The organism is Streptomyces klenkii (assembly GCF_003626645.1).
Taxonomy (GTDB): domain Bacteria; phylum Actinomycetota; class Actinomycetes; order Streptomycetales; family Streptomycetaceae; genus Streptomyces; species Streptomyces klenkii.
Map to the genome: position 1 here is coordinate 377,283 of NZ_RBAM01000008.1, position 20,275 is coordinate 397,557.

Sequence of the window (20,275 nt, forward strand, 5' to 3'; positions counted from 1 at the left end):
CTGATCTGCCTAATTTCGCCGATAGAGGGTGCGGGCAGAAGCGTCCGCACCGGTCACCTCTCGCACGCCGCCCCAGCGGCGGCTCCCGGAAGGAACACCCGAAAGTGAAGCTTCAGCGCAAGAACCGGCTCCGCGCCGTCGCTCTCGGCGCCATCGCCGTCTCCGGCGCCCTGGTCCTCACGGCGTGCGGCTCGGACGACAACAGCGGTGGCGGTTCCACCGGCGGCGGCTCCACCAAGGCCGCGGGGAACATCAAGTGCGAGGGCAAGGGCCAGCTGCTGGCCTCGGGCTCGTCCGCGCAGAAGAACGCCATGGACCTGTGGGTCAAGAACTTCATGGCGGCCTGCAAGGACATCCAGATCAACTACAAGCCCACCGGCTCGGGCGCGGGCATCCAGGAGTTCCTCCAGGGCAAGACCGCCTTCGCGGGCTCCGACTCGGCGCTGAAGCCGGAGGAGGTGGCCAAGTCCAAGGAGGTCGTCAAGGGCGGCCAGGGCATCAACCTCCCGATGGTCGGCGGCCCGATCGCGATCGGCTACAACGTCCCGGGCGTGGACAACCTCGTCCTCGACGCCGACACCCTCGCCAAGATCTTCGACGGCAAGATCGAGAAGTGGAACGACGAGGCGATCGCCAAGCTCAACAAGGACGCCAAGCTCCCGGACCTCAAGATCCAGGCGTTCCACCGCTCCGACGAGTCGGGCACCACGGACAACTTCACCAAGTACCTCAAGGCCGCGGCCGACAAGTCCTGGCCGTACGAGCCCGCGAAGGCCTGGAAGGCCAAGAACGGCCAGTCCGCCGACGGCTCCGCCGGCGTCTCCTCGCAGGTCAAGCAGACCCAGGGCGCCATCTCGTACTTCGAGCTCTCCTACGCCACGGCCAGCTCGATCAAGACGGTGAAGCTCAACACCGGCGCCTCCGCCCCGGTCGAGGCCACCTCCGAGAACGCCTCCAAGGCCATCGCCGAGGCGAAGATCGCCGGCACCGGCAAGGACCTGGCCCTCAAGCTGAACTACACCACCAAGGCCGAGGGCGCCTACCCGATCACCCTGGTCACGTACGAGATCGCCGGTGACAAGGGCAACAAGGCCGAGACCCTCCCCGCGGTCAAGTCCTTCCTCACCTACATCGCCAGTGAGGACGGCCAGTCGGTCCTGAAGGACCTCGGCTACGCCCCGCTGCCCTCCGAGATCGCCACGAAGGTCCGCGAGACCGTCGCGAGCCTCTCCTGACCCGTGTGTGACCGGGCTCCGACACCGGAGCCCGGTCACACCGTCCGGTGCACCGCCGCGCCGGGAGCCGCCCCGCACACCGGGCAGCGGCCCCGCAGACCGGAGAAATCCCCATGGACATAACCAGCTCCACCGCCGACAGCAGCCCACCGGCGCCCGCCGCCGGAAAGACGGCCGCGAAGAGCGCCACCCGCCCGGGTGACCGGATCTTCCTCGCCCTCTCCCGCGGCTCCGGCATCCTGCTTCTGGTGATCATGGCCGCGATCGCGGCCTTCCTCGCCGTCCGGGCCGCCAACGCCCTCTCCCACAACGAAGGCAACTTCTTCACGACCTTCGAGTGGAGCGCCAACGCCACCCCGCCGGTCTTCGGCATCGCCGTCCTGGCCTTCGGCACGATCGTCAGCTCGCTGATCGCGATGATCATCGCCGTGCCCGTGGCGATCGGCGTCGCGCTCTTCATCTCGCACTACGCCCCGCGCCGGCTCGCCGCCCCGCTCGCGTACGTGATCGACCTGCTCGCCGCCGTCCCGTCCATCGTCTACGGCCTGTGGGGCGCCCTCTTCCTGGTGCCGCACCTCGGCGGCCTCTACAGCTGGATGAACGACTACCTCGGCTGGACCGGCATCTTCGCGTACAACGACGGCGCCGCCCGCTCGCTCTTCACCATCGGCATCCTGCTGGCGATCATGATCCTGCCGATCGTCACCAGCGTCAGCCGCGAGGTCTTCCTCCAGGCCCCGAAGATGCACGAGGAGGCCGCGCTCGCGCTCGGCGCCACCCGCTGGGAAGTCATCCGGATGGCCGTCCTACCCTTCGGCCGCTCCGGTGTCATCAGCGCCTCGATGCTCGGCCTCGGCCGCGCCCTCGGCGAGACGATGGCCGTCGCCACCGTCCTCTCCCCCAGCTTCGTCATCGGCACGAGCCTGCTGGACCCGGGCGGCGGCACGTTCGCGCAGAACATCGCCAGCAGCTTCAAGGAGTCCGGTGAGATCGGCAAGGACGCCCTGATCGCCTCCGGCCTCGTCCTCTTCGTCCTGACCCTGCTGGTCAACGGCGCGGCGCGACTGATCATCGCGCGCCGCAAGGAGTACTCGGAATGAGCGACGTGACCATAGACCAGCCGCTGGCTGCCGGCAGCGCCCCGCAGCCGCGGCCCGTCTCCCTGCGCCAGCCGCGCCTGCCGCGCTGGACCCCGGCCGCCGTCGCCGCCGGTGCGATCGCCGCGGCCTGCGGGATCGGCATCGGCGCCGCCCTCGGCAGCCGCATCCAGTGGGGCCTGATCGCCGCCGGCCTGTTCGTCACCGTGATGTACGCCCTCGCGGCCCGCGTCGAAGGCCGCCGCCAGGCCACGGACCGGCTGGCCACCAGCCTGGTCTGGGTCTGCTTCCTGATCGCCGTCGTCCCGCTGGTCTCCCTGATCTGGGAGACCGTCGCCCGCGGCGTGAAGGTCCTCGACGGCGGCTTCCTCTCCCACTCCATGGCCGGTGTCCTCACCATCCAGCCCGGCGGCGGCGTCTACCACGCGATCATCGGCACCCTGGAGCAGGTCGGCATCGCCACCGCCATCGCGGCCCCGGTGGGCCTGCTGACGGCCGTCTACCTGGTCGAGTACGGCCGGGGCCGGCTGGCGAAGGCGGTCACGTTCTTCGTGGACGTCATGACGGGCATCCCGTCGATCGTCGCGGGTCTGTTCATCCTGAGCTTCTGGATCCTGATGCTCGACTTCGGCTACTCCGGCTTCGCGGGCTCCATGGCCCTGGCGATCCTGATGATGCCGGTCGTCGTCCGCTCCACCGAGGAGATGCTCAAGCTCGTCCCCAACGAGCTGCGCGAGGCCTCCCTCGCCCTGGGCGTGCCGAAGTGGCGCACGATCCTCAAGGTCGTCCTCCCCACGGCCATCGGCGGCATCGCCACCGGCGTCACGCTGGCCATCGCCCGCATCGCCGGCGAGTCCGCCCCGATCGTCCTGCTGGTCTTCGGCTCCCAGGTGATCAACAACAACCCCTTCGAAGGCGCCCAGTCCTCCCTGCCGTACTACATCTACGAGCAGTGGGCGGCCGGAAACGACGCCAGCTACGCCCGCGCCTGGGCGGCGGCGCTCGTCCTCATCGCCTTCGTCATGATCCTGAATCTGGTGGCCCGGGGCATCGCCCGCTGGAAGGCCCCCAAGACGAGCCGCTGACGCGGTCGGAATTCCCGAAAGAAGTAGTGATCCCCATGGCCAAGCGAATCGACGTCAGCGGCCTCTCCGCCTTCTACGGCACCCACAAGGCCATCGACGACATCTCGATGACCGTCGAGCCCCGCTCCGTGACGGCCTTCATCGGCCCCTCCGGCTGCGGCAAGTCCACCTTCCTGCGCACGCTGAACCGCATGCACGAGGTCACCCCCGGCGGCCGCGTCGAGGGCAAGGTGATGCTGGACGACGAGAACCTCTACGGCCCCGGCGTCGACCCGGTCTCCGTGCGCCGCATGGTCGGCATGGTCTTCCAGCGGCCGAACCCCTTCCCGACGATGTCCATCTACGAGAACGTGGCCGCGGGCATCCGCCTCAACGGGGGCCGCATCCGCAAGTCCGAGCTGGACGACGTGGTGGAGAAGTCCCTCCAGGGCGCGAACCTCTGGAAGGAGGTCAAGGACCGGCTGAACAAGCCGGGAGCGGGCCTCTCCGGCGGCCAGCAGCAGCGGCTCTGCATCGCCCGGGCGATCGCGGTCGAGCCGCAGGTCCTGCTGATGGACGAGCCGTGCTCGGCGCTCGACCCGATCTCGACGCTCGCGATCGAGGACCTGATCGGGGAGCTCAAGGAGCGCTTCACGATCGTGATCGTGACGCACAACATGCAGCAGGCGGCGCGCGTCTCGGACCGCACGGCGTTCTTCAACCTGGCGGGCGTCGGCCAGCCGGGCAAGCTGATCGAGATCGACGAGACGTCGAGGATCTTCTCGAACCCGTCGGTCCAGGCCACGGAGGACTACATCTCGGGCCGGTTCGGATAAGGACTACGGGAGGCCGTGGGACTCGCAGGGCCTGGTCCGGGACTGCTTCGCTTTACGTCCCGGACCGGGCCCGGAGCGGCCCGCGGCCGCACCTGACAACGGCGCGGCGCCCCGTAAACCGGTCGGCGCCGGGCGCAAGACCGCCTTACGGCGCTGCATGGCGGTGCCGCCGCAAGGCGAAGGGCCCGCCCCCTGTTCGTACCAGGGGGCGGGCCCACTTCGTTCGTTCAGCGGCCGGCCGCTAGCCGAACGCCAGGCTGACCACCCAATAGCTGAGCGCAGCGACGAGCGCAGCGGCAGGCATCGTGATGAACCAGCCGAGAATGATGTTCTTCGCGACGCCCCAGCGGACCGCGTTCACCCGCTTGGTCGCGCCGACGCCCATGATCGCCGAAGTGATCACGTGCGTCGTGGAGATCGGCGCGTGGAACATGAACGCCGTGGTGAACATGACCGACGCACCCGTGGTCTCCGCGGCGAAGCCCTGCGGCGGGTCCAGCTCGATGATCTTCCGGCCGAGCGTGCGCATGATGCGCCAGCCGCCCGCGTACGTACCGAGCGAGAGCATGATCGCGCAGGCGAGCTTGACCCAGACGGGGATGGCGTCGCCCTTGGTCTGCACGTCGCCGATGACCAGGGCCATCATCACGATGCCCATGGTCTTCTGGGCGTCCTGGAGGCCGTGGCCGAGCGCCATGCCCGCGGCCGAGACCGTCTGGGCGATCCGGAAGCCGCGCTTGGCCTTGTGCGGGTTGGCCCGGCGGAACATCCACATGATCGCGACCATCACCAGATAGCCGAGGATCAGGCCGACGAAGGGCGAGAGGAACATCGGGATGACGATCTTCTCGACCACGCCCGACCAGATGACGGCCGTGCCGCCCGCGAGCGCCGCGCCCACCATGCCGCCGAACAGGGCGTGCGAGGAGGACGACGGGAGGCCGAAGTACCAGGTGACCAGGTTCCAGGCGATCGCGCCGATCAAGGCCGCGAAGAGGATGCCCATCCCCTTGTCGCCCGTCGGCGTTTCGATCAGGCCTTCACTGACCGTCTTGGCCACGCCGCTGCCCAGGAAGGCACCGGCGAGGTTCATCACGGCCGCCATCGCGAGGGCCGCGCGGGGGGTCAGCGCCCGCGTGGACACCGAGGTCGCGATGGCGTTCGCGGAGTCGTGAAAGCCGTTGGTATAGGTGAAGCCGAGCGCGACCCCGATGGTCACGACGAGAGCAAAGGTGTCCACCGGGGGTCAGGACTCCTTGACCGCGATGGTCTCGACGGTGTTGGCGACGTGCTCGAACGCGTCGGCAGCCTCTTCCAGCACGTCCACGATCTGCTTGAGCTTCAGCACCTCGATGGCGTCGTACTTGCCGTTGAAGAGCTGGGCCAGGAGCTTGCGGTGGATCTGGTCCGCCTGGTTCTCCAGACGGTTCACCTCGATCCAGTACTCCGTGAGATTCGTCATGGTGCGGAGGTTCGGCATGGCCTCGGCGGTCAGCTCGGCGGCCCGCGCGAGGACCTCGATCTGCTGCTCGACGCCCTTCGGAAGCTCCTCGACCTGGTAGAGGACGACCAGGTCGACGGCCTCCTCCATGAAGTCCATGATGTCGTCGAGCGAGCCGGCGAGGGAGTAGATGTCCTCGCGGTCGAACGGCGTGATGAAGGACGAGTTCAGCTGGTGGAAGATCGCGTGCGTGGCATCGTCACCCGCGTGCTCCGCTGCCCGCATCCGGTCGGCGATCTCGGCCCGTGCGGACGCGTCCGCTCCGAGCAGTTCCATCAGGAGCTTGGAGCCCGTGACGATGTTGTCCGCGGAGGCGGCGAACATGTCGTAGAAGCTCGTCTCCCTGGGGGTCAGACGAAAGCGCACGTGGGATCCTCGGGGTGCAACGGATTCGGTCTCGTTGATGCTAGGCGCATCATCCAGCCACAGCTAACTGGCATTCCCTCAGTGTCGCCCATCGGGCAGAGTGCTCATGAAGCCAGGTACCGCCGCCGCGGGCAAAATTCTGTACCATATACCCCCTGAGGGTATGTAGGCGGGTACGCACCGCACATGCGCGCCACAGAGCCCCCGGGACAGCAGCCGGACAGCAGGAGGACGGACGCCATGACGACCACGGAAGCCCCGCTGACCAGCGGCGACGATGCGGCGGCGGTCGGCGGCGGCGCGGCCGCGGCCTGCCACGGCGAGGCGGCCACCCCGGCCGGTCCGCACGGCTACAGCAAGCAGAAGGACCAGCACCTCAAGCGCCTGCGCCGGATCGAGGGCCAGATCCGCGGCCTCCAGCGCATGGTCGAGGAGGACGTCTACTGCATCGACATACTCACGCAGGTGTCGGCGAGCACAAAGGCACTGCAGTCCTTCGCCCTGCAACTGCTGCAAGAGCACCTGCGGCACTGCGTCGCCCAGGCCGCGGTCAAGGGCGGGGACGAGATCGATGCGAAGGTGGCGGAGGCGAGCGCGGCGATCGCGCGCCTGCTGCGGACCTGAGCGGCCCGGTCAGTACCGTACGGGCCGGTCCGGCGCCGCCGGAATGCCGGCGGTGCCGGACGCACCCGAACCGTCAGTCCTCGCGCTTCCCGCCCGCGGGGACGACACGCAAAACCTCGTCGATTCGATCGGCGCTCAGCCGATCCTCATCCGCACTGGACGCGGCGATCATCAAATCACCGTAGAGATCGATCTCGATGAGGGCCACGGGATCCGGCCCGCCCGACGAACCGCGTCGCGAAACCACGTGATTCACCTCCTCGGGTCTTTCGCCTCGGGTCTGGGTCTCGGTCTCGGTTCCGGCCCGGACTTCCGCCTCGGCCGTCCTGGCCTCGTGCGGGTCTCGTCCGGGTCTTCCTCGTCTTTCCTGCTCTTTCCCGGTCTTTCGTTCCTCGGCTAACCAGCCTAGTGATCGGTACACATGGCGCGCATGGCACAGAAGGACCATTTCCATGGCCAACTACGCCCTGCCGCGTCAATTCCGCGGCGAAGCGACCGTCCCCGCATAGATATCGGCGGCGTCGGGTAGGTCCACGTCCACATCGGCGCCGAAGTCGTACAGCTCGACCGTGGAGGTCACCGTCATCGGGGCCCGCGGGGCCGACGGCCCCGTGCTCGCCACGCTGAAGCGGTGCCGCAGCCGGCGCGGCCTGCCCTCGTCGTCCAGATAGGCGTCGAAGGCCACCGTCCCGCTGGAGAAACCTTTGGCCGCCGTGGCGAGCGGCCCCCGGTCCCGCGCGGGCGCGGCGCGCACCGCCCGGCCGAGGTCGATCGTGCCCCAGTAGTGCCGCACGCGCACCCCGCCGACCCGCTCGTCCCTCATGTACGTCACCTCACGGGCCCCGCCGAGCAGTTCGGCCGCGGCCAGCGGATCGGTGGCGCCGTTGGTGAGGAGGTTCCCGTCGGCGAGCGAGGCCGTCGCGAGCTGCACCCACTTGTCGGGCGGCACGCCCGCGCCCCGGTTCTTCATGAAGAGCGCGCCCGGGGAGAAGAGCTCCGTGATCGGCCGGTGCTCGGCGTCACCGGCCGCATCCTCCGGCACGAGCACGGTCAGGTGCCCGGCGGGCCGCGCGAAGTCGTACCCGCCCGCGCCGTGGATGGTCAGCCGCGTGCCGCCGCTGACGGTCTCCATGGACGTCCGCACCCGCGCCCGGCCCGCCCTGGTCAGCGTCCGCGCCGCCTCGCGCACCGCGGCCCGCGCCCGCCCCGGGTCGGCCTCGTCGCCCGCCTGCCGGGCCTGGCCGCTCAGGCTCTTCATGCTGTCGCGGAGCTCGGGGGCCTCGCCGGCGGCAGGGCCGCGGAGCGCACAGCCGGACACCAGGAGGCCGAGGACGATGCCGCCGGCCGTCACACCGGCGAGCGCCGCGGCCCTGCCGCGGCCCCGTCCTCCGCCTTCTCCGCGTCCTTCTCCGCGGCCTTCTCTCCGCGTCACCATGCCCTGCCAGCCCCCTGCCACCGACCCGCTGTGGAACCCGTTACTGCCAACGACGCCGTGGGCGCGGCCGTCACGGCCCGGTAGCGTGGTCACGTGTCCGAGCCAGCATCCGCGCAGCCGTCCGCGGCCCACTTCACCAGCACCAGCGAGCGGGGTTCCTTCTGCTCGGCCCGCTGCACCTGCGGCTGGCGCGGCCCCGCCCGCCGCGCCCGCTCCCTGGCCCGCGACGACGCCGCGGGCCACGAGGCCTCGGCCGACACCACGGGGTGACCGGCCGGCCTTCCCGCCCGCCCGTCCCCCGCGGAACCGCCGCCGCCCCCGCGTCATCTGTCTCCACAACAGGGGGAATCCAGCAGCACATCGGGTGACGGGGCGGGCATGGCCGTTGACACAGGCACAAGCGGAACGAACGGGACGAAGGGCGCGGGCGGACGGGGCGGTGCGCGTACGGACGGCGCGCCCCGCGGCCCCCTGGGGAGGCGCCGGCTGCTCGCCGCGGGCGCCGGGCTGGCCACCGCCGGCGCCTGGGCGGCCTCGTGCGGCGACAGCAGCGGCCTGGAGCGGCCCACGCAAATGATCACCTCGGCCCGCGCCGTCCCCGCCACCCGGCGCCCGGACGCGGCCAAGGCCGACTGGAACGCCCTCGCCAAGGGCCTCGCGGGCGGCCTCGTCCGCCCCGGCGACGCCGACTACACGGCCGCCCGGCAGCTCTACAACACCCGCTTCGACGGCCTGCGCCCCGCCGGCATCGCCTATGTGACCGGCGCCCAGGACATCCGTGAGTGCCTCGCCTTCGCCCGCCGCTACAGCACGCGGATATCCATACGCAACGGCGGCCACAGCTATGCCGGTTGGTCCAGCGGCACCGACCGGCTCGTGATCGACGTCTCCCGGCTGCGGACCGTCCGCACCCCGGACTCCGGCAGCGCGGTGATCGGCGCGGGCGCCAAGCTCATCGACGTCCAGACGGGGCTGGCCGGACACGGCGTCACCCTCCCCTCCGGCTCCTGCCCCACGGTCGGCATATCCGGCCTCGCCCTCGGCGGCGGACACGGCGTGACCTCCCGCGCCTACGGCCTGACCTGCGACAGCCTCACCGGCGCCACGCTCGTCACCGCCGACGGCAAGCTCCTCGACTGCGACCCGGACCGCAACGCCGACCTCTTCTGGGCCCTGCGCGGCGCGGGCAACGGCAACTTCGGCGTCGTCACCGAGCTCCGCTTCCGCACCCGCAAGGCCGCGGACGGCGTCACCGGCTACGTCTCCTGGCCCTGGTCCCGGGCCGCCGACGTGATCCGCGCCTGGCAGGAGTGGGGGCCCACCCGGCCCGACGAGATCTGGTCCTCCTGCGACCTGTCGGCCACGGCAGGCGGCACGCCGCGCATCTCCGTCTCCGCGTACTCCCTCGGCACGTACGGCGACCTGGAGAACGCCCTGGACGAGCTGGTGGGCAAGGCCGGCGGCACGTCCAACGGCGTACGGCTGCGCCGCCGCGCCCACCTCGACATGGTCCGCGCCTACGCGGGCTGCTCCGACAAGTCGCAGACACAGTGCCACCTGCCGGGCCGCACGCCCGGCCGCGAGACCTCCGGCACGCTGGAGCGGGAGACGTACGGCGCCCGCTCGGACTTCTACGACCGGTCGCTGAACGCGGCGGGCCTGCGGGCCCTGACCGATCAGGTGGAACGTTTCGCCCGTGGGGGCGGCAGCGGCGGCGTCTCGGTCCAGCTGACGGCCCTGGGCGGCGCGGTCAACCGCGTCCAGCCGCTGGCCACGGCGTTCGTCCACCGCCGCTCGCGGTTCCTCGCCCAGTACCTGGCCCACTGGGCGGCGGGCGGCTCCGGCAGCGCGCAGACGTCCTGGCTGGACGACATCCACGCGGCGATGCTGCGGCACGCCTCGGGGGCCGCGTACCAGAACTACGCGGACGCGGGCCTGAAGGACTGGCGCAAGGCGTACTACGGCGACGCGGAGGGCCGCCTCACCAAGCTCAAGCGCCAGTACGACCCGGACCGCGTCTTCGACTTCCCTCAGGCGCTGTAGCGCGGCGCGGCGCCGGCGGCGCCGCCGTTGGCGGTACGTGTCGGTGCCGGTACCTGCGCATTCCGCCGGACCCTCGCCGCGGTGGTTGCGCACCGCGGCGGCGGATCGCTTGCAGCCTGCCGTGCGGCGCATCGGCCGCCGGTCGGGAGACCCGGCCTCTCAGCAGCGGCGCATCGGTCACCGGTCGATAGGCCCGGCCTCTCCAGCCCGCCGCCACGGCGCTCCGCCACGACGGCGAGGGTCCGGCGGAATCCGCGAACCCCGCACCGGCACGTGCGCACCCCCGATCCGCCGGAAGGGCCTACGCCGCGAGGTCGTTGTCCCGGTGCCGGGGCGTCTCCCGCCCCGCCTCGGCGGCCTCGGCCGCGACGAGCGGCGGTGGCGCGGCCGCGACCGGCCCGGCCGACCGGACGAGCCAAGCGAACCGCGTGCGCGCGACCGCCCGCGTGAGCGGGGTCAGCGCCATCATGGCCAGCGGCGCCAGCAGCAGGGCGACCGCCGTGCCCAGGGCGAGGCCGCCGACCACGTCCGTCGGATAGTGCACGCCCATATAGACGCGGCAGAAGCCTTCCAGGAAGGCGAGGCCGATTCCGATCAGCCCGTACTTGCGGTTGGCGACGAAGAGGGCCACGCCGATGGCCATCGTCAGCGTCGCGTGGTCGCTGACGAAGGAGTAGTCGGTCTTGCCCTTGACCAGCACTTCCAGGCCGGTGTGGTCCACGAAGGGCCGGGGCCGCTTGACGAAGCCGCGGATCGGGATGTTGACGAGCAGGGCGAGGCCGGCGGCCAGCGGCGCCCAGAGCAGCGCGGCGACCGCGGCCGGGGCGTCCTGCCGCCGGCGCAGGCTCCACCAGGCGAGGACCATGAGGACGGCGAGGCCGAGCACGATCCCGTACTCGCCGATGAACTCCATGGCGTGATCGAGCCAGCCGGGGGCGTCCTTGGCGAGGCCGTTGATGTCATACAGCGTGCTGGTGTCGGGGTTCCCGCCCCTGGCCTGCGGCATGGGATACCCCGTCGCGAGTCCAGCCATGTGCCGTGGCCCCTTATCTGTCGCCTGTCGCTACGTCCAGCTGCCGACCCCCGTGGTCCGTGCGTCGCTGTAGCCCCCGCTCAGTGGCGCTGCTTTCCCACTCTCAATGGAACGCGCCACTCCGGCGGGGCGTTCCACTCTTCTCCCAATGATCACCAGGACGTTATGGAAGGGTGACCCATCGTCGCAGTTCGTTCCGGAGCGTTCATGCGGCGCTGCCTGCGGGCAGCGCTTTCGCGCCATCCTGGGTGACGCGTGTGGCCCCGATGTAATCCGGCATGTCGATCTTGTCAAAGCGGATCACGGCTCCCGTGTAGGGGGCGTTGATCATCTGCCCGCCGCCCACGTAGATGCCCACGTGGTGGATGGAGCGCGGGTCCTTCAGGTCGTTGGCGAAGAACACGAGGTCGCCCGGGAGCAGCTCGTCCCGCTTGGGGTGCGGGCCCGCGTTCCACTGGTCGTTGGCCACGCGGGGCAGGGTGATGCCCACCGATTCGTACGCGGCCTTGGTGAGGCCCGAGCAGTCGAAGCGGCCGTTGTCCTCGGTGGTGCCGTCGCCGCCCCACAGGTAGGGCGTGCCGAGCTTCTCCTGGGCGTAGTAGATCGCCCCGGCGGCCTGCCGGGAGGGCGCGACCCTGCCGATGGGCCGGGCGAAGCTCTTCTCCAGCGTGCGGATCGAGTGGACGTACCCCTGCGTCTCGCGGTACGGCGGGATGCCGCGGTGCTGGATGACCGCGTACGAACCCGCGTTGTACGACGCGAGCATGTTGTCCGACAGGTCGCCGGGGACGTCCTTGACGTACTTGGAGAGCTCGCAGTCGTAGACGGCCGCGGAAGGGATCGCGTCCTGCGGATCCCATATGTCCTTCCTGCCGTCGCCGTTGGCGTCGATCGCGTGGGCGTCCCACGTGCCGGGGATGAACTGGGCTATCCCGCGCGCGTCGGCCGGGCTCACGGCCTTGGGGTTCCAGCCGCTCTCCGAATAGATCTGCGCGGCGAGGATCGCCGGATTGAGGGCGGGGCACAGATTGCCCCACTTCTGCACCAGCGTCTGGTACTGATCCGGCACGGCGCCCTTGGCCAGCCCTACGGAGCCTCCTCCGGCGCCCCCGAGCAGATTCGACGCGGCGGTGTACACGCCGATCACGAGCAGCCCGATGAAGCACAGGCCCATCGCGATGCCCGCCGTCATGCCCACCCAGAGCTTCCGCACCCCGCAATCCTCCCCCAACGACCCGCTGCGTATCCGCAATTTGTATCGATCCGTCAACAGGCGTGCAGTGCCGCCCCGTCGCCGCCACGCGTTACGGTGAGCGCGAGCGGCGGGCGGACCGGCGGGCGGACCGGCGCGTGCGAGGAGGAGGGGCCGTGGCGGAGCTCGACTGGATACCCATGACCGAGGGCGACGAGACGGAATACCTGGAGATCGCCTTCGCCGGGAACGGCGACGTGCACATCCGGACGAACACCGAGCCCGAGACCGTCGTGGTGACCACGGCGGCCAAGTGGGACGCCTTCGTCCTGGGCGTCAGGGCCGGGGAGTTCGACCACTTCGTGGAGGACGTCCCCGGGCCGTGAGCCCGTCCGGCGCCCGGCCGGCACGGGATCAGCGTGATCTGCGGGATCAGCGGGATCCGCAGGATCAGTCGTCGTCCTCGTCCTTCTCCTTGGACTTCTTCTTGCTCTTGGGCTTCTTGTGGGCGCCGGGCGAGGACGACGGGGCCGCGTCGGCGGGCACGGCCTTCGGCGACGCTGGGTTCCCGCCCGGCGCGCGGTCCGCGGACTCCGTCGGCGGCGCCTCGGGCCGCTGCGAGCCCGTCTCGCTGCCGGAGCCGCCGAAGACGGACGCCCCGATCACCGCTGCCACCAGGAACGCCACGGCACCGGCCACGGCGCTGAGCAGCACCTTGGGACTGCGTATGCCCTTGCCGCCGCCACCGGAGCCCGGGCCCTTGAGCCCGCCCGCACCCTGGGAGCCGCGGGAGCTCCTGCTGCCGCCGGAGGATCTGCGGTGCCCCTGCGACGGCGCGGCCCCCGGGGCCTGAGCCGGAGCCGGCGCCGGGATGCCCGGCGGGACAACAGGCGCCCCAGGGACACCGGGTGCCCCAGGAATGCCAGGAGCCCCAAGGGCTCCGGGAACGGCCGCGGCGGGCCGCACGGACGGCGGCACCGGCGGCCGGCCGGGCACACCCGCCGGCACGGCAGGCGCAGGCGCGTGCACCGGCTCCGGCAGGGGCGTCCGGACGGGCCGGAGCGGCTCCTCCCACGACGGCCCGGCGAACCAGTCGGCCGCCTCCTGCGCGGTCGGCCGGTCCTCCGGCTTCTTCGCGAGCATCCGCAGCAGGAAGGCCTCGAAGGCGGGCGGCAGATCCGCCCGGTGCTGACGGGGCGGCACCGGCGGCGTGTCCACGTGCAGGTAGAGCAGGGCGGTCGGGCTGTCCGCCCAGAAGGGCGGCTGCCCGGCCAGGAGCTGATAGAGCACGCAGCCGAGCGCGTAGACGTCCGAGGCGGGGCCGGCGACCTTGCCCAGGGCCCGCTCCGGGGCGAGGTACGTACTCGTGCCGACGATCTGGCCGACGCGGGTCAGCGCGGCGGACGTCTCGTCCACGAACCGGGCGATGCCGAAGTCGCCGATCTTCAGGGTGTCGTCGGCGTCGAGCATCAGATTGCCGGGCTTGATGTCCCGGTGGACGACGCCCTGGCGGTGCGCCGCGGCGAGGCCGGCCGCGGACTGCGCGGCGATCCTGGCCACCCGGCGCGGGGCGAGCGGCCCGCGCGCGGACAGCTCCTGGGCCAGGCTCGGGCCCCTGACCAGCTCCATCACCAGATAGAAGCGCCCGTCCCAGGACCCGAAGTCGTAGACGGCGACCACCTGAGGATGATTCAGCCGCGCGGCGGTCTGCGCCTCCAGCCGGAAGCGGGAGGCGGCGGATTCGTCGCCGTCGTCGCCCAGCAGCAGCTTCACCGCGACCTGACGGCCCAGCACCTCGTCCTGCGCCTGCCAGACTTCGCCCATGCCGCCGCGGCCGAGCAGCTCCGCCAGCCGGTAGCGATCGGCAACCAGCACCCGTACCACCCTTGATCTCGATGCCCCCGTGGCGCGCGGGCCGGCCCGACGGCCCAGGGGCGCGATCGGCGCCCGGAGCGCGCTCGGGACAGCGTACCGACCGAACAGACTCTCGCCCGTACATCCCCGTGACCCCCCGATCCGCCGGACGTTGCCCGGCGTCCATGCCCGTGATACACAGAGTCACCTTAGAAGCACCCACTGACATCACCCTGCGTCGCAGGTCAGGGCCCTCCGGGGAGCATGCGTACGAGTTCCGCCAAGAAATGCCGTCAAGTCGACATGCTGAGGCGCGATCTTCGGCGAAGATAGGTCCTGACCTTTGCCCAGCGGTGAGGGTGTTGACAACAACCCATAAGGGGCGGTGAGTTGCACATGTTTTTGGCGGCCGGCAAGGGCGACATCAACACCATTATTGGCGGAATCGCCCCCAACTGGGGGCCGTTCGGTAGCCTGGGCAACGAGGCTCGCGTGATGATCGAGGTCATCATGGCCGTGGCGATCCTCCTGTGCCTCGCCATCGCGATCTGGGGCGCGGCGAAGCAGCGGATCGGCGCCACGGCCCTGCGCGACACCTTCAGCGCCGAGCAGGGCAAGGGCCTGATCGTCGCAGGGCTGACGGGCGTCTTCATCATCGGTTCGCTCGGCACCCTGTTCACCATCGTCTACGGCATGGCCGTCTGAGCGACCCCCGCACCCGAGGCTGCCACCTGATGCCCCCTCACACCCCCTCGTACTCCTCCCCCGGGAATCCCCTCACGCCGCTACCGTCATATGCGGGTGCCACTTCGGCGACGACGTATGAGGGGACGTGCGCGCTATGAGTCTCGGCGAGGACGGCTACGACGAGGACCACGGCCTGACCCGCACCCGGCTGCCAGAAGGCGAGGGCGACGCGTACGGACCCCGCCGCGGCCGCCCCGGCCGGGGCCGCGCGGGCATGTCCAGCCGGAACCTGATCACGGTCGTGGGCGTCGTCGTGCTGCTCATCGCGGCCATCGCCTTCGCCAACAGAGGCGGCGGATCCGACTCGGGCGACTCGGAGAAGAGCGGGGACAAGGTCAGCGCGGAAGCGACGGCCCCTTCGGGGGTGAAGCCGGTGGGAGGGAAGACCGGGGCGATCGCTTCCGGTTTTGCCCGCACGCAGCAGGGGGCGGAGTCCGCGGGCGCGAACTTCGCCGTGGCACTGGGCGGCGACGGGATGTTCGAGAAGGCGTCGCGGCATGCGATCGTGGACGCGATCCACACGCCCGACACGGCGCGTGACCTCCAGGCCAAGCTCGACAATGCCTACACCGCAGGCTTCTTCAGAAACCTCGGCCTCAGCGACGACGGCTCCGCCCCCAAGGGACAGACGTTCGTCTCGCGCACCATCCCCGTCGGCACGAAGGCCACGGCCTTCAGCGAGTCCGAGGCCACCGTTGAGGTGTGGTGCACCGGCCTGATGGGCCTCGCGGGCGAAGGCTCGACCAAGCCGGTCGCCCAGACCTGGTTCACCATGACCCAGAAGCTCCGCTGGACGAACGACGACTGGAAGCTCGCCTCGTCCGAGCAGAAGCAGGGGCCCGCGCCGGTCAGCGGCGACCTCCGCGCTTCGAGCGCCGACGACATCACCAATGCGGTCAAGGGGTACGGAGGGTTCACTTATGCCAGGTAGCCGCCGCCGTGCCTTCTCCCTGACCGCGGCCCTGGTGTCCGCTCAGGTAGCTGTGACCGCACTGGCCTCGCGGGCCCTCGCGGCCCCGACGCCGCCGACCCCCTCCACCCCGCCGTCCGGCTCGCCGGCGCCCTCGTCGAGCCCCGGCCAGGGCGGCGACAAGAGTGCCTGCGATCTCATCGTGGGCCAGGCCAAGGACATCTGCACGGGCAAGAAGGACACGACCTCGCCCCCCGACCCCCAAACCGCCCTCGACCCCCTCGCCTCCCTCGCGAAAGGCTGTGGCGAGGCCGCGTCCTGGATCGTCCACAAGCTGTCCGGCGCCGTCGAGGCCACCGGCAACGTGGACTTCACCAACGCCGCCTTCCTGCGCCAGTACGCCGTGGTGTTCGCCGCCTCCACCGTGCTCACGCTCGTCCTCTGGCTGCTGGCCGTCGCCAAGCGCGCCGTCCGCGGCGTGCCGTTCACCGAGGCGTTCACCGAAGCCGTCGGCTTCCTCTGGCTGACCGTGCTGGCCTCCGCCTTCACCCCGCTCGTGCTCTACACCCTCGTCTCGGCCACCGACGCCGTCACGCAGGCGATCGCGACCGGCACCAACGCCAACAACGACGCCTTCTTCGGCGGTTTCGCGGACGCCCTCAAGAAGGGCACCGGCATCGGCGGCGGCCCGATCATGCTGATCGTCGTGTCCCTGGTCTCCGTGCTGGCCGCGGGCGTCCTCTGGCTGGAGCTGGTGATCCGCGCCGCCCTCCTGTACGCCGGAGCGCTCCTCGGCACCGCCGTCTACGCGGGCCTGGTCGACAAGAACATGTGGAAGCACGTCCGCCGCTGGGCGGGCATCATGATCGCCGTCATCCTGGTCAAGCCGATCATCGTGGTCGTGCTGGGCCTCGCCGGAGCGCTGTCCTCCGGCAAGGGGCCGGACTCCTTCTCGGCCGTCGTCTCCGGGCTGGCGATCATCATCCTGGCCATCTTCGCCAGCGCGATGATCTACCGCTTCGTGCCCGGCTTCGGCGACGAGATCGTCAGCACCCGCAGCGCCAGCAGCGACGCGGCGTCGCGTCAGGCCGCCGCCGTGATCTCCTCCCCCGCCGCCCTGGTCAAGCAGGGCATCACCGCCCACAGCGCCCGCGGCTCCGGCGGCTCGGGGGGCGGCCAGCAGCACCGGCCCGCCGACGCCGTGGCGGGCGGAGTCGCCGCCCACAGCACCCGGCCCCCCGCCCGCACCGGCGACAACAGGGGCAACGGAAGCGGCAATTCCGCCACCCGTCCCGCGCCGCGCGCCCAGAACCGCAGCAACACAGGAGGTGAGCGGAGTTGACGATCCAGGCCCAGTCCCAGCCGGTCGCGGCCCGCCGTACGTATCTGATCGGCCGCGCGCGCCCCAACGCGGTCGTCGGCAAGAACCGGGAGACCGGGGAGATCGCGCTGGTCATCGCCGGGGCGTTCCTCGGCATGATGTGCGGCCTGCTCGTGCCCGTCCTGCCGCTGCGGATCGTCACGCTCACCGGGTTCCCGATGCTGGCGCTGGCCGCCGTGTACGTCCCGTACAAGGGCCGCACCTTCTACAAGTGGTTCGAGATCACCCGTACGTACAAGCGCACTCTGCGCCGCGGCACCACCTACCGCTCCACCGCCGCCGAGGCCGGCACCCGCCTCGACGGCCGCGAGATCGAGGTGGGCCCGCCCCCGGGCATCGGGCGGATCAACTGGCTCGCGGCGCCCTTCGGCCCCGACGAGATCGCCGTCCTGCTGCACGCCGACCGCCGCACGGTCACCGCCGCCATCGAGATCGAGGGCCCCGGCGTGGGCCTGCGCGACTCCGAGGACCAGGAGGCGCTGGTCGACCGGTTCGGCACCCTCCTCAAGCACGTCGCCAACGGCGACGGCTATGTCACGCGCATCCAGATGCTCGCCCGCACGCTCCCCGCCGACCCCGACGCCCACGCCAAGGACGTCGAGCGGCGCGGCGACACCGGCTCCCCGAAGTGGCTCAAGGACTCCTACGAGCAGCTCCAGTCGATGGTGTCGACCTCCTCCGAGCAGCACCGCGCCTACCTCGTCGCCTGCATGCACTACACGCGCGAGCTGGCCGCCGAGGCCAACGCCATCGCGCGCGCCTCCCGCCACGACGGCGCCAAGCGCAGGCTGGACCGCGACGGCGGCCTCGCGGTCGTCATGGCGCGCGAGCTGACCGACATCTGCGCGCGGCTCGCCGAGGCCGACATCCGGGTCCGCCAGCCGCTCGGCCAGGGCCGGCTGTCCTCCCTGATCCACTCCATGTACGACCCGGACCACCCCATCGACCACATCCAGGCCATGACCCGGCGCAACGCCTGGCCGGCCGAGCTGGACGCCATGGAGCCCACCTACCTCCAGGCGAAGACCCGCGAGTCGTCAACCCGCGCACCCTGGTGTCACTCCACCGCGTGGGTGAAGGAATGGCCCATGACGCCGGTGGGCGTCAACTTCCTCGCGCCGCTCCTCGTCCACACCCCGGACGTGATCCGCACGGTCGCGGTCTGCATGGACCTGGAGCCGACGGAGGTGGCCATCGAGCGCATGCTGACGGAGAAGACCAACGACGACGCGGACGCCTCCCGCGCCGCCAAGATGAACCGCGTCGTCGACCCGCGCGACGTCGCCCACCACTCCCGGGTCGACCAGCGCGGCGAGGACCTCGCCAGCGGCGCGGCCGGGGTCAACCTCGTCGGGTACATCACGGTGTCGTCGCGCTCGCCGGAAGCGCTCGCGCGCGACAAGCGGACCATAAGAGCCTCGGCCGGCAAGAGCTACCTCAAGCTGGAGTGGTGCGACCGCGAGCACCACCGGGCCTTCGTCAACACCCTGCCGTTCGCAACCGGCATCCGACGATAGGGGCATGCCGTGCTCGACCCGCTCGCCTCACTGACCGACGCGTTCACCAGCTTCCTCTTCGGGAAGGTGGAGACCACGCGCCTGCCCGTACGGACCTCCACCGGCCAGGCCCAGGCCGTCTACCTGCCGACCGCCGCCCCCGGCCTCGGCGACTCCGGCGTGGTCATCGGGCGTGAGGTGTACTCCGGCAAGGGCTACATCTACGACCCCTTCCAGCTCTACGGGCAGCAGCTGCCCGCCCCGCACTGGCTCGTCCTCGGCGAGTCCGGCAACGGCAAATCGGCGCTGGAGAAGACGTACGTGCTGCGCCAGCTGCGGTTCCGCGACCGGCAGGTCGTCGTCCTGGACGCCCAGGGCGAGGACGGCGTCGGCGAGTGGAACCTGATCGCCCAGCAGCTGGGGATAACCCCCATCCGGCTCGATCCCGCCGCCGCCCTGCACGGCGGCATCCGGCTCAACCCGCTCGACCCGGCGATCACCACGACCGGCCAGCTCGCCCTCCTCCGCACCATCATCGAGGTCGCCACCGGCCGCGGCCTCGACGAACGGGCCGGCTTCGCCCTCAAAGTGGCCCACGCCAACGTCAACGAGACGATCCTCGACCGGCAGCCGGTGCTCACCGACATCGTGGAGCAGCTGCGGCACCCGGAGGCCGAGTCCGCGGAGACGATGAACGTCGACATAGACGACGTCCGGGCCTGGGGCCTCGACGTCGCGCTGGTCCTGGACCGGCTCGTGGACGGTGACCTGCGCGGCATGTTCGACGGGCCGACGACGGCCGGCATCGACCTCGACGCCCCCCTGATCGTCTTCGACCTCTCCCACATCGACCGCAACTCCATCGCCATGCCCATCCTGATGGCGATCGTCGGCGTCTGGCTGGAGCACACGTGGATCCGGCCCGACCGGAAGAAACGGATCTTCCTGGTCGAGGAGGCCTGGCACATCATCAACTCGCCCTTCGTGGCGCAGCTCTTCCAGCGGCTGCTGAAGTTCGGCCGACGGCTCGGCCTGTCGTTCGTGGCGGTCGTCCACCACCTGTCCGACGTCGTCGACGGCGCGGCGGCGCGCGAGGCCGCGGCGATTCTCAAGATGGCCTCCACGCGCACCATCTACGCCCAGAAGGCCGACGAGGCCCGCTCCACGGGCCGGGTGCTCGGCCTGCCCCGCTGGGCCGTCGAGATCATCCCGACGCTGACGCCGGGCATCGCCGTCTGGGACGTCAACGGCAACGTCCAGGTCGTCAAGCACCTCATCACCGACATCGAACGGCCGCTGGTCTACACCGACCGGGCCATGACCGAGGACGGCGACTTCGCGCGCGAGCTCGCGGCGGAGGCCGCGGCGGCGGAGCGGGCGGCCGCGGCCTTAGAGGCGGACGGGTCTCCGGAGCCGGAAGCGGAATCGGAATCGACGGTGGCCTGAAGCAGGGCCGGGGAC

At 70.9% G+C, this 20,275-nt stretch carries 20 protein-coding genes; 13 read left to right on the forward strand and 7 right to left on the reverse strand.

What is annotated here, in order from left to right; genetic code table 11:
- Positions 1 to 104 precede the first annotated feature (104 nt).
- From pstS to pstB, 4 genes are all read left to right on the forward strand, one after another.
- Positions 105 to 1,235: a phosphate ABC transporter substrate-binding protein PstS gene (gene pstS / locus D7231_RS21660; protein WP_120757126.1), complete on the forward strand. Its 1,131-nt coding sequence runs from the start codon at positions 105 to 107 to the stop codon at positions 1,233 to 1,235.
- 113 nt (positions 1,236 to 1,348) lie between these two features.
- Positions 1,349 to 2,335 carry a phosphate ABC transporter permease subunit PstC gene (gene pstC, locus D7231_RS21665; protein ID WP_120757127.1) on the forward strand — a complete coding sequence of 329 codons (987 nt, stop codon included), beginning with the start codon at positions 1,349 to 1,351 and terminating at the stop codon, positions 2,333 to 2,335.
- Positions 2,332 to 3,417 carry a phosphate ABC transporter permease PstA gene (gene pstA, locus D7231_RS21670; RefSeq protein WP_120757128.1) on the forward strand — a complete coding sequence of 362 codons (1,086 nt, stop codon included), beginning with the start codon at positions 2,332 to 2,334 and terminating at the stop codon, positions 3,415 to 3,417. The genes pstC and pstA overlap by 4 nt, the downstream gene beginning before the upstream one ends.
- Positions 3,418 to 3,452: 35 nt before the next feature.
- Positions 3,453 to 4,232: a phosphate ABC transporter ATP-binding protein PstB gene (gene pstB / locus D7231_RS21675; RefSeq protein ID WP_120757129.1), complete on the forward strand. Its 780-nt coding sequence runs from the start codon at positions 3,453 to 3,455 to the stop codon at positions 4,230 to 4,232.
- Positions 4,233 to 4,473: 241 nt separating this feature from the next.
- On the opposite strand, the gene D7231_RS21680 is transcribed toward pstB, so the two are convergent.
- Together D7231_RS21680 and D7231_RS21685 are read right to left on the reverse strand one after the other, a co-directional pair.
- The gene (locus tag D7231_RS21680; RefSeq protein ID WP_120757130.1) at positions 4,474 to 5,472 is read right to left on the reverse strand and encodes an inorganic phosphate transporter; all 999 of its coding nucleotides are present in this window, start codon (positions 5,470 to 5,472) and stop codon (positions 4,474 to 4,476) included.
- Positions 5,473 to 5,478: 6 nt separating this feature from the next.
- On the reverse strand, positions 5,479 to 6,099 hold the full coding sequence (locus tag D7231_RS21685) for a DUF47 domain-containing protein (protein ID WP_120757131.1): 621 nt from the start codon (positions 6,097 to 6,099) through the stop codon (positions 5,479 to 5,481).
- A 240-nt stretch (positions 6,100 to 6,339) separates the two neighbouring features.
- On the opposite strand from D7231_RS21685, the gene D7231_RS21690 reads away from it, so the two are divergent.
- On the forward strand, positions 6,340 to 6,723 hold the full coding sequence (locus D7231_RS21690; RefSeq protein WP_120757132.1) for a metal-sensitive transcriptional regulator: 384 nt from the start codon (positions 6,340 to 6,342) through the stop codon (positions 6,721 to 6,723).
- 73 nt (positions 6,724 to 6,796) lie between these two features.
- Here the strand turns inward: D7231_RS21690 and D7231_RS36230 are convergent, their stop codons facing one another.
- Both D7231_RS36230 and D7231_RS21695 read right to left on the reverse strand, forming a co-directional pair.
- On the reverse strand, positions 6,797 to 7,177 hold the full coding sequence (locus D7231_RS36230; RefSeq protein WP_147449772.1) for a hypothetical protein: 381 nt from the start codon (positions 7,175 to 7,177) through the stop codon (positions 6,797 to 6,799).
- Positions 7,178 to 7,198: 21 nt separating this feature from the next.
- On the reverse strand, positions 7,199 to 8,158 hold the full coding sequence (locus tag D7231_RS21695) for an SCO4651 family lipoprotein (RefSeq protein ID WP_120757133.1): 960 nt from the start codon (positions 8,156 to 8,158) through the stop codon (positions 7,199 to 7,201).
- A 93-nt stretch (positions 8,159 to 8,251) separates the two neighbouring features.
- On the opposite strand from D7231_RS21695, the gene D7231_RS37105 reads away from it, so the two are divergent.
- Positions 8,252 to 8,428: a hypothetical protein gene (locus tag D7231_RS37105; protein ID WP_194959580.1), complete on the forward strand. Its 177-nt coding sequence runs from the start codon at positions 8,252 to 8,254 to the stop codon at positions 8,426 to 8,428.
- Positions 8,429 to 8,536: 108 nt separating this feature from the next.
- Positions 8,537 to 10,201, forward strand: coding sequence for an FAD-binding oxidoreductase (locus D7231_RS21700; RefSeq protein WP_120757134.1), 1,665 nt, complete (start codon positions 8,537 to 8,539; stop codon positions 10,199 to 10,201).
- A gap of 301 nt (positions 10,202 to 10,502) precedes the next feature.
- Here D7231_RS21700 and D7231_RS21705 read toward each other — a convergent pair whose 3' ends face one another.
- Together D7231_RS21705 and D7231_RS21710 are read right to left on the reverse strand one after the other, a co-directional pair.
- Positions 10,503 to 11,234: a phosphatase PAP2 family protein gene (locus D7231_RS21705; protein ID WP_391475038.1), complete on the reverse strand. Its 732-nt coding sequence runs from the start codon at positions 11,232 to 11,234 to the stop codon at positions 10,503 to 10,505.
- A gap of 205 nt (positions 11,235 to 11,439) precedes the next feature.
- On the reverse strand, positions 11,440 to 12,447 hold the full coding sequence (locus tag D7231_RS21710; protein WP_120757136.1) for a C40 family peptidase: 1,008 nt from the start codon (positions 12,445 to 12,447) through the stop codon (positions 11,440 to 11,442).
- A gap of 155 nt (positions 12,448 to 12,602) precedes the next feature.
- Between D7231_RS21710 and D7231_RS21715 the strand changes: the two genes are divergently transcribed.
- On the forward strand, positions 12,603 to 12,812 hold the full coding sequence (locus D7231_RS21715) for a DUF397 domain-containing protein (RefSeq protein ID WP_324196772.1): 210 nt from the start codon (positions 12,603 to 12,605) through the stop codon (positions 12,810 to 12,812).
- Between the two features lie 64 nt (positions 12,813 to 12,876).
- Here D7231_RS21715 and D7231_RS21720 read toward each other — a convergent pair whose 3' ends face one another.
- Positions 12,877 to 14,301, reverse strand: a complete 1,425-nt coding sequence (locus D7231_RS21720; RefSeq protein WP_120757189.1) for a serine/threonine-protein kinase — start codon at positions 14,299 to 14,301, stop codon at positions 12,877 to 12,879.
- A gap of 375 nt (positions 14,302 to 14,676) precedes the next feature.
- Here D7231_RS21720 and D7231_RS21725 point away from each other — a divergent pair, with 375 nt between their 5' ends.
- The 5 genes from D7231_RS21725 (at position 14,677) to D7231_RS21745 (ending at position 20,260) form a co-directional block, all read left to right on the forward strand.
- Entirely contained in the window at positions 14,677 to 14,985 is a 309-nt protein-coding gene (locus tag D7231_RS21725) for a hypothetical protein (protein WP_030367101.1), read from the forward strand.
- A gap of 136 nt (positions 14,986 to 15,121) precedes the next feature.
- Positions 15,122 to 15,958, forward strand: a complete 837-nt coding sequence (locus tag D7231_RS21730; RefSeq protein ID WP_120757137.1) for a DUF8175 domain-containg protein — start codon at positions 15,122 to 15,124, stop codon at positions 15,956 to 15,958.
- Complete coding sequence (locus tag D7231_RS21735; RefSeq protein ID WP_120757138.1) at positions 15,948 to 17,279, forward strand: hypothetical protein; 1,332 nt, start codon at positions 15,948 to 15,950, stop codon at positions 17,277 to 17,279. Before D7231_RS21730 ends, D7231_RS21735 begins: the two co-directional genes overlap by 11 nt.
- A gap of 2 nt (positions 17,280 to 17,281) precedes the next feature.
- The gene (locus D7231_RS21740) at positions 17,282 to 18,835 is read left to right on the forward strand and encodes an SCO6880 family protein (RefSeq protein ID WP_120757190.1); all 1,554 of its coding nucleotides are present in this window, start codon (positions 17,282 to 17,284) and stop codon (positions 18,833 to 18,835) included.
- A gap of 9 nt (positions 18,836 to 18,844) precedes the next feature.
- Complete coding sequence (locus D7231_RS21745) at positions 18,845 to 20,260, forward strand: ATP-binding protein (protein WP_120757139.1); 1,416 nt, start codon at positions 18,845 to 18,847, stop codon at positions 20,258 to 20,260.
- Positions 20,261 to 20,275 lie beyond the last annotated feature (15 nt).